9 protein-coding genes are annotated in these 8,359 nt (G+C 69.8%); 2 read left to right on the plus strand and 7 right to left on the minus strand.

What is annotated here, in order from left to right; translation table 11 throughout:
• The 4 genes from A5681_RS27695 to rimP all read right to left on the minus strand — a co-directional run.
• A partial coding sequence (locus A5681_RS27695) for a translation initiation factor IF-2 N-terminal domain-containing protein (protein WP_231996293.1) occupies window positions 1–433 on the minus strand: 433 nt, incomplete at its 3' end.
• A gap of 64 nt (window positions 434–497) precedes the next feature.
• Window positions 498–872, minus strand: a complete 375-nt coding sequence (locus tag A5681_RS26495; RefSeq protein WP_197498578.1) for a YlxR family protein — start codon at window positions 870–872, stop codon at window positions 498–500.
• A 94-nt stretch (window positions 873–966) separates the two neighbouring features.
• Entirely contained in the window at window positions 967–2,022 is a 1,056-nt protein-coding gene (gene nusA, locus A5681_RS11845) for a transcription termination factor NusA (RefSeq protein WP_067274188.1), read from the minus strand.
• A complete protein-coding gene (rimP, locus tag A5681_RS11850; protein WP_067274191.1) occupies window positions 2,019–2,546 on the minus strand; it encodes a ribosome maturation factor RimP in 528 nt (175 codons plus the stop codon). The genes nusA and rimP overlap by 4 nt, the downstream gene beginning before the upstream one ends.
• 202 nt (window positions 2,547–2,748) lie before the next feature.
• Here rimP and A5681_RS11855 point away from each other — a divergent pair, with 202 nt between their 5' ends.
• Window positions 2,749–3,285: a hypothetical protein gene (locus tag A5681_RS11855; protein ID WP_067274194.1), complete on the plus strand. Its 537-nt coding sequence runs from the start codon at window positions 2,749–2,751 to the stop codon at window positions 3,283–3,285.
• Window positions 3,282–3,728, plus strand: coding sequence for a ferritin-like domain-containing protein (locus tag A5681_RS11860; RefSeq protein ID WP_067274198.1), 447 nt, complete (start codon window positions 3,282–3,284; stop codon window positions 3,726–3,728). The genes A5681_RS11855 and A5681_RS11860 overlap by 4 nt, the downstream gene beginning before the upstream one ends.
• Window positions 3,729–3,749: 21 nt before the next feature.
• Here A5681_RS11860 and A5681_RS11865 read toward each other — a convergent pair whose 3' ends face one another.
• From A5681_RS11865 to cobA, 3 genes are all read right to left on the minus strand, one after another.
• The gene (locus A5681_RS11865; RefSeq protein WP_067274201.1) at window positions 3,750–5,498 is read right to left on the minus strand and encodes a proline--tRNA ligase; all 1,749 of its coding nucleotides are present in this window, start codon (window positions 5,496–5,498) and stop codon (window positions 3,750–3,752) included.
• Window positions 5,499–5,662: 164 nt separating this feature from the next.
• Window positions 5,663–7,255 carry an MFS transporter gene (locus A5681_RS11870; protein ID WP_067274204.1) on the minus strand — a complete coding sequence of 531 codons (1,593 nt, stop codon included), beginning with the start codon at window positions 7,253–7,255 and terminating at the stop codon, window positions 5,663–5,665.
• A gap of 33 nt (window positions 7,256–7,288) precedes the next feature.
• A partial coding sequence (cobA, locus tag A5681_RS11875) for a uroporphyrinogen-III C-methyltransferase (RefSeq protein WP_067274207.1) occupies window positions 7,289–8,359 on the minus strand: 1,071 nt, incomplete at its 5' end.

The raw sequence follows: 8,359 nt of genomic DNA on the forward strand, positions 1-8,359 counted from the left end.
GTTGGGGACCGGGCTGGCCGGTCGGCTGGCCGGGCGCGGGCGGCTTCGGCTGCCCGGGCTGTCCCGGTGCGGGGCGCCCGGGCACCGGGCCGGGGCGTGCCGGGGATTCCGTGGGCGCGGCCGGGGCGGCCTGCGCCGTCACCGTCGTGGCTGCGCCGGCGGCCTCGCCGTTGCCGATGGCCTTGTCGAGGGCCTGGTCGAGCGACTTGTCCGGACCCTTGGCGGGGGCCTTCGCCGCCGCCTTGGCCGCGGTCTTCTGGGGAGCCGCCTTGCCGCCCCCGAAGGATTCGCGCAGTCGACGAGCGACCGGCGCTTCCACCGTTGACGATGCGGATTTCACGAATTCGCCCTGTTCATTCAGCCGGGCGAGAACTTCCTTGCTGGTAACACCGAGTTCCTTAGCCAACTCGTGTACGCGGGCCTTACCTGCCACTACATCTCCTGTCTATGAGGCGACAGTCGTGGGGCCGCGCCTCGGGTTTAGCTATGACGCATGGTCATCGGGACTTCACGGTGTGCTCATGTTCTTTGCTGCCTCTTCTGTTGCTGCCGAGACGATCGGGCGCGCCTAGAGACTCTAGGTGCTCGACCACCGCGGACACGTCCGGGGAACCGGCGATGCGCAGCGCTCTGGTGAAAGCCCGCCGCCGAATCGCCTGTTGCACGCACTGCGACACGGGATGCAGCCACGCACCCCGCCCCGGCAGGCTACTCCTGGTGTCAACGATCACGGCATATTCGCCGTTCCCGCGCGACACAGCCACTACGCGAAGCAGTTCGACGGCCAGCTCTCGCCTCCGGCACCCGACGCACGTCCGGACTGGTCCGTCCACCCGCCTATGCGCCGAGACCGAAGGCTCACGCTGGATCACGGCTCAGTCTAGCGTCACTTACCCGATCGTCAGAACCGCCCGACGGTGCCGGGCGCTCTCGCCGGTGGCCGCCGCGGCGGGCGGCGTTGCTGCGCTAACGCTCCTGCGCCACGGGATGGGTGGCGCCGTGTTCGGGGTGGGCCTGCGAATGCGCCTCGGATCCACCCGGCGTATCGCCGCGGATGTCGATGCGCCACCCGGTGAGCCGGGCGGCCAGCCGCGCGTTCTGGCCCTCCTTGCCGATCGCCAGGGACAGCTGGAAATCGGGCACCACCACGCGGGCGGCCCGCGCGTTCTGGTCGATGATCGACACGGAGACCACCTTGGCCGGCGACAACGCGTTGGCGACGAAGCGCGACGGGTCCTCGTCGTAGTCGATGATGTCGATCTTCTCGCCGGAGAGCTCGCTCATCACGTTGCGGACCCGCTGGCCCATCGGGCCGATGCAGGCCCCCTTCGCGTTCAGGCCGGCAACGTTGGATTTCACCGCGATCTTGGAGCGGTGCCCTGCCTCGCGGGCCACCGCGACGATCTCGACCGAGCCGTCGGCGATCTCGGGAACCTCCAGGGAGAACAACTTGCGCACCAGGTTGGGATGCGTGCGCGACAGGGTGATCATCGGCTCCCGGGCGCCGCGCGTCACGCCGATCACGTAGCAGCGCACCCGGTTGCCGTGTTCGTAGCTTTCGCCGGGGACCTGTTCGGCGGCCGGGATCACGCCCTCGGAGGCTTTGGTCTCGGTGCCCATCCGCACCACGACCAGACCGCGGGCGTTGGCGCGGCTGTCGCGCTGGATGACGCCCGCGACGATCTCCCCTTCGCGGGTGGAGAACTCGCCGTAGGTGCGCTCGTTCTCCGCGTCCCGGAACCGCTGCAACATGACCTGCCGCGCGGTGGTCGCCGCGATGCGGCCGAAACCCTCGGGGGTGTCGTCCCATTCGCTGATGACGTTGCCGTCCTCATCGGTCTCGCGGGCGACGACGCGAACGACGCCGGTCTTGCGGTCGATCTCGATGCGCGCGTCGTTCTGGTGGCCCTCGGTGTGGCGGTAGGCGGTGAGCAGCGCCGACTTGATCGTCTCGAGGAGCTCGTTGACCGAGATGCCCCGATCCACCTCGATGGCGTGCAGCGCGGCCATGTCGATGTTCATGCTCCGGCCTCCGTCCTGTCGGCCTGGCCCGCCAGGTCCAGCTCCGCCTGGGCTGGTGGCGAAAACTCCACCTGCACAACGGCTTTGGCGATGTCGGCGAGCGGAATGGCGCGCACCCGGTAGTCCCGGCCGTCGCGGACCACCAGCGCGACGGCGTGATCGTGGGTCTCGCCGACGCGCCCGGTCAGCCGCGAACCGTCCGACAGGACGACGTCGACCTTGCGGCCGCGGGCGCGGCGAAAGTGTTTCGCACTGGTCAGCGGGCGGTCCACGCCCGGCGAACTCACCTCGAGCACGTACCGGTCTCCGATGCCGTCCATGCCGTCCAGCAAAGTCGACGCCGAGCGCGACAGGGTGGCGATGGTGTCCAGGTCGAGGGCTTTGTCACCGTCGGCGACCACCGTGATCCGCGGGGGACGCGTCCGGCCGTCGATGACCACGTCTTCGATCTCGTATCCGGCGCGCGCGAACTCGTCACCGAGTAGCTCGATCACCTGCGTCTGCGAAGGTAGCCCGGTGGTCACGGCGAGCTCCTCATCTTGAGTTGTCCGGTCAGCTGGAGGGTGTCGCCGCCCCGTGGCTTGCGGGCGGCTCCAGTGTCCTGGCGGAACGCGAGGGCTGCCGTTCCGCGAGAGCCAGCTATCAACGATACGCCAGGAATCGCCTCTGACGGCCCGATCGCGCCTGGCTTCATACCCGCCCGCACACCGATGGCAGGATGGCGTTGTGTCTAGCGCAGTTCCCCCCGTCAACCGGCGGGGTGTGCTCGCCGGCGGCGTGGCTCTGGCTGCGCTCGGGGCCCTCACCTCCGCCTGCGGCGAGTCCCCGCCCAAGCCCCCGGCCGTCGAAGAGCTGCTGGGGCCGTTGGACCAGGCCCGCAAGGACAGCGCGCTGGCCGGTGCCGCCGCGGCGGCCGTCGGCAACCCACCGCAGATCGCCGCCGCGCTGGCGGTGGTGGCGAATCAGCGCGCGGCGCACGCCCGCGCGCTGTCGACGGAGATCTCGCGGGCGGCCGGCAAGATCACCAGCTCGTCGACCAGCGAGACGACGACGCCGAGCCCGAGCGCGGCCGAGCCGCCGGGCCCGCCGCCGCCCCCGCCCCCGGTGTCCGACGTGATCAACGCCTTGCGGGCGTCGGCGGACAGCGCCAGCCGCCTGGTCGCGGGCGAATCGGGCTACCGGGCCGGGCTGCTGGCGTCGATCATCGCGTCCTGCACGGCGTCCTACACGGTCGCGCTGGTGCCGGGGGGCCCGTCGATATGAGCTCGGGCAAGGACGCCGACAACGCGGCGCTGTGCGATGCGCTGGCCATCGAACACTCGACGATCTACGGCTACGGCATGGTTTCGGCGCTGTCGCCGCCCAGCGTGAACGGCATGGTGGTGGAGGCCCTGATCCAGCACCGGCAACGCCGCGACGACGTGATCGCGATGCTGACCGCCCGCAAGGTGAACGCGCCGGTCGCGGCCCCCGGTTACCAGTTGCCCATCCTGATCGGCAGCGCCGCGGACGCGGCGCGCCTGGCCGCGCGGATGGAGAACGACTGCGCGTCGGCGTGGCGGGTGGTGATCGAGCACGCCGAGACGGCCGACGACCGCGCCTTCTCCTCGACGGCCCTGACGCAGAGCGCCGTGATGGCCGCCCGCTGGAACCGCGTGCTGGGCGCGTGGCCCATCACGACCAGCTTCCCGGGCGGAAACGACTAGCGCGGCAAGGGTTTTCGGTCGCTACCCGCTCAGCGCGGCGGCGACGTCGGTGGCCAGCGACGGGCCGGTGGCCAGCTCGCGGGTCTGGCCGCCGAAGCGGTCACGCAGCTCCACGACGCCGTTACCCCAGCCGCGGCCCACCACCAAAATCCAGGGCACGCCCAGCAACTCGGCGTCCTTGAACTTCACCCCCGGCGACGCCTGGCGGTCGTCGAGCAACACCTCGACGCCCAGCCGGTCGAGGTCGGCGGCCAGCTCGGTGGCGCCGGTGCGCGCGTCCGCGTCCTTGTTGGCGATCACCAGGTGCACGTCGAACGGCGACACCTCCGCGGGCCAGCGCAGGCCCAGCTCGTCATGGTGTTGCTCGGCGATCACCGCCACCATCCGCGACACCCCGAAGCCGTAGGACCCCATGGTCAGCCGCACGGGTTTGCCGTCCTCCCCGAGCACGTCGACGGTGAAGGCGTCGGTGTATTTGCGGCCGAGCTGGAAGATGTGCGCGACCTCGATCCCCCGCGCCGACACCAGCGGGCCGGCGCCGTCGGGAGACGGGTCGCCGTCGCGCACCTCGGCGGCCTCGATGGTCCCGTCGGCGGTGAAATCCCGGCCCGCGACCAGCCCGACGACGTGCCGGCCGGCCTCGTCAGCCCCGGTGATCCAGCTGGTGCCGTCCACCACCCTGGGGTCGACCAGGTAGCGAACCCCGTTGTCGCGCAGAGCTTTCGGCCCGATATAGCCCTTCACCAGGAAGGGATATTTGGCGAAGTCGGCGTCGTCGAGCAACGCGTATTCGGCCGGCTCCAGCGCCGCGTCGAGCCTCTTGTCGTCGACCTCACGGTCGCCCGGCAGCCCGATCGCCAGCAGCTCCCACTCCCCGCCCGGCTGCCGGACCTTGAGCAAGACGTTCTTCAGCGTGTCGGCCGCGGTGACGGTGCGGCCGAGGTCGGCGGTGTTGGCCCAGTCCACCAGCGTGGCGATGGTGGGCGTGTCACCGGTGTCGTGCACCACCGGCTCCGGCAACCCATCGATCGGCTTGGCATCCGGACGGGCGGTGACGACGGCCTCGACGTTGGCCGCGTACCCGGATTCCAGGCAGCGCACGAAAGTGTCTTCGCCGACCGGGCTTTCGGCCAGGAACTCCTCGGAGGCGCTGCCGCCCATCGCCCCGGAGACCGCGGACACGATCACGTAGCGGACCTGGAGCCGGTTGAGGATGCGCTGGTAGGCCTCCCGGTGCGCGTGGTAGGCGGCCTTGAGCCCGGCGTCATCGATGTCGAAGGAGTAGGAGTCCTTCATCACGAACTCGCGCACCCGCAGGATTCCCGCCCTCGGGCGCGCCTCGTCGCGGTACTTGTTCTGGATTTGGTAGAGCAGCACCGGAAAGTCTTTGTAGGAGCTGTATTCGCCCTTGACGGTCAGGGTGAACACCTCTTCGTGCGTCGGCCCGAGCAGGTAGTCGTTGCCGCGGCGGTCCTTGAGCCGGAACACGCCGTCGCCGTATTCGGTCCACCGGTTCGTCGTCTCGTACGGCCCGCGCGGCAGCAGGGCGGGGAACAGAATCTCCTGCCCGCCGATGGCGTCCATCTCCTCGCGGACGACGCGCTCGATCCGGCGCAGCACCCGCAGGCCGAGCGGCAGCCAGCTGTACAGCCCGGGCGCGACGGGCCGGATGTAGCCGGCCCGGATCAGGAGTTTGTGGCTGGGCACTTCGGCGTCAGCGGGATCGTCGCGCAACGTGCGCACAAACAGCTCGGACATCCGGGTGATCACAGCGGGCCAGCCTAACTTGTCGGGGGCCGGCGCAGGGGATCAGCACAGCCCGGCGCTCGGGGACACGCGAGCCTTCGGAAATTTGATATCGCGGGCGCTATCAAATGCGGCGAGCACCAAATGGTTCCCGGCCCGCGCCGGCGAAAGCGGTGAAACCCGTTGAGCTACAGCTCGCCGGCGTCGATCGCTTCCTTGACCTCTTGCGCGTGGGCGACCTGCGCCGGCGTGTAGCCGATCAGCAGCGCCGCACCGCCGACGACGACGGCCACCCCGGCCACCCACAGCAGGCCGTAGGTGTAGCCCTGATCGAGCGCGTGCAGCTGCAGGTCGTTCATGTTCTTCACCGGGCCGGTGGTGCCGCCCAGGTACAGCGTGCGCGAGGTGATGACGGCCTGGATGACGGCCAGCACCAGCGGGCCGCCGAGGCTCTGCAGCATCAACGCGATCGCCGAGACCGGGCCGATCTGGTCGAAGCCGACGCCGGCGATGGCCGACAGCGTCAGCGGGACGACGCAGATACCGATGCCGATACCGCCCACGATGATCGGCAGCACCAGGTTGGGGAAGTAGGGCACGCCGCGGTGCATGAAGCCCCAGCCGTAGAGCATCGCCCAGAACAGCAGGATGCCGCCGCCGATGGTCAGCACCCGGGGCGAGAACCGCGACACCAGTTGCGACGAGACGCCCAGGCCGATCCCCATCGCGATGACGAACGGGATGAAGCCGACGCCGGCGCGCAGCGCGCTGTAGCCGAGGATGTCCTGCACGTACAGGCCGATGCACACGGTCAGGCTGAACATCAGCCCGCCGGCCAGGAAGATCGCGGCGAAGGTGACCAGCCGGTTGCGGTCGCGGAAGAGGCTGAAGGGGACGACGGGGTTTTCGGCGGTGCGCTCGACGATGATGAACGCCAGCGCCGCGCCCATCGCCACCACACCCGAGCCGATGGTGGTGATCGACACCCAGCCCTTCTCCGGTCCCATCGAGAAGGCGTAGACGGCGGCGGTGCACGCCAGCGTGGCCAGCATGGCCCCCGTCGCGTCGAGTTTCATCCGCTCCCGGTTGGTCTCGCGCAGCGCGGTGCGGGCCAGGTAGATCATCACCAGCCCGATCGGCACGTTCACCAGGAACGCCAGCCGCCACGACACCTCGGTCAGCGCCCCGCCGACCACCAGGCCCATCACGGAGCCGATGGCGGTCATGGCGGCGAACACCGCCGTGGCGAAGTTGCGGGCCGGGCCCTTGGGGAAGGTGGTCGCGACCAGCGCCAGCCCCGTCGGGGAGGCGATGGCGGACCCCACGCCCTGCGACAGCCGCGCGATGACCATGGTCGCCTCGTCCCAGGCGACCGCGCACAGGACCGAAGAGATGGTGAACAGCGCGACGCCGACGATGAAGGTGCGCTTGCGCCCGATGGTGTCGCCCAGCCGGCCACCCAGCAGCATCAGCCCGCCGAACGTGAGCACGTACGCGGTGATCACCCAGCTGCGGCCCGCGTCGGACAGGCTCAGTTCGTTCTGGATCCTGGGCAGCGCGACGATCGCGACGGTGCTGTCCATGGTCGCCAGCAACTGCATACCACCGATGGCGATCACGGCCGCGATGAAGCGACGGGAGGGCAGCCAGGCCGGGTAGTACTTGCTGATGCGCGTGGAGGCGGTCTCCGCCGGGCGCGAGGAGCGCGCCGGGGCCGGACGATCGGGGCGCGCGGACGTGAAGTTCCGCATCGCGCGCTCGGTTTCGTTGAGGGCCGTCATAAAGGGTTACCTTACAGTAATCTTAAGAATCGTTTAAAGCCCGAATGCGGCCACCGGCCCGATCACGATGATCGCGGGAGGTCGGATGCCCTCGGCGCGGATCTTTTCGGGCGTGTCGGCGAGAGTGGCCCGCAAAGTCTGCTGAGCGGCCGTCGTCCCGTGTTGGACCACCAGCACCGGAGTATCCGCAGGTCGGCCCCCTCTTATGAGCACGTCGGCGAAAAGCTCGATGCGTTCCACGGCCATCAGCAAAACGATGGTCCCGGACATCGCGGCCAACGCATTCCAATTCACTAACGATTCGGGATGGTCGGGCGCCAGATGGCCGCTGACCACTACGAATTCGTGATTTATGGCCCGGTGAGTGACCGGAACGCCGGCCAGGGCGGGCACTCCTATGGCGCTGGTCACACCCGGCACCACGGTGACCGGGATCCCGGCGTCGACGCACGCCAGCACTTCTTCGTAGCCGCGCGCGAAGACGAACGGGTCCCCGCCCTTGAGGCGGACGACGAACTTCCCGGAGCGGGCGCGCTCGATCATGACGTCGTTGATCGCGTCCTGCGCCATCGCCCGCCCGTACGGGATCTTGGCCGCGTCGATGACCTCCACGTGTGGCGGCAGCTCGGCCAGCAGCTCCGGCGGCGCGAGCCGATCGGCCACCACCACGTCGGCCTGGGCCAGCAGCCGGCGTCCGCGCACCGTGATCAGTTCGGGGTCGCCGGGACCACCGCCGACGAGCGCCACCCCGCCGCGCGCGACGTCGGAGCTCGCCGCGCTGTCCGGCGCGATCAGCCCGGTTTGCAGCGCTTCCCGGATGGCCGATCGGATCGCCGCGGAGCGGCGGTGCTCGCCGCCGGCCAGCACCCCGACCGATAACCCTTCGTAACGGAAGGACGCCGGGGTCACCGCGGTGCCCTCGACGGCGATGTCGGCGCGGACGCAGAAGAGGTGGCGACGCTCGGCCTCCGCGACGACGGCGGCGTTCACGTTCGGGTCGTTGGTGGCGGCGATCGCATACCAGGCCCCGTCGAGGTCACCGTCGCGGTATTCGCGCAGGGACAACGTGATTCCGGTCATCGCCTCGACCGACCTGGTGGCGCG

Source organism: Mycobacterium scrofulaceum (genome assembly GCF_001667885.1).
Taxonomy (GTDB): domain Bacteria; phylum Actinomycetota; class Actinomycetes; order Mycobacteriales; family Mycobacteriaceae; genus Mycobacterium; species Mycobacterium scrofulaceum_C.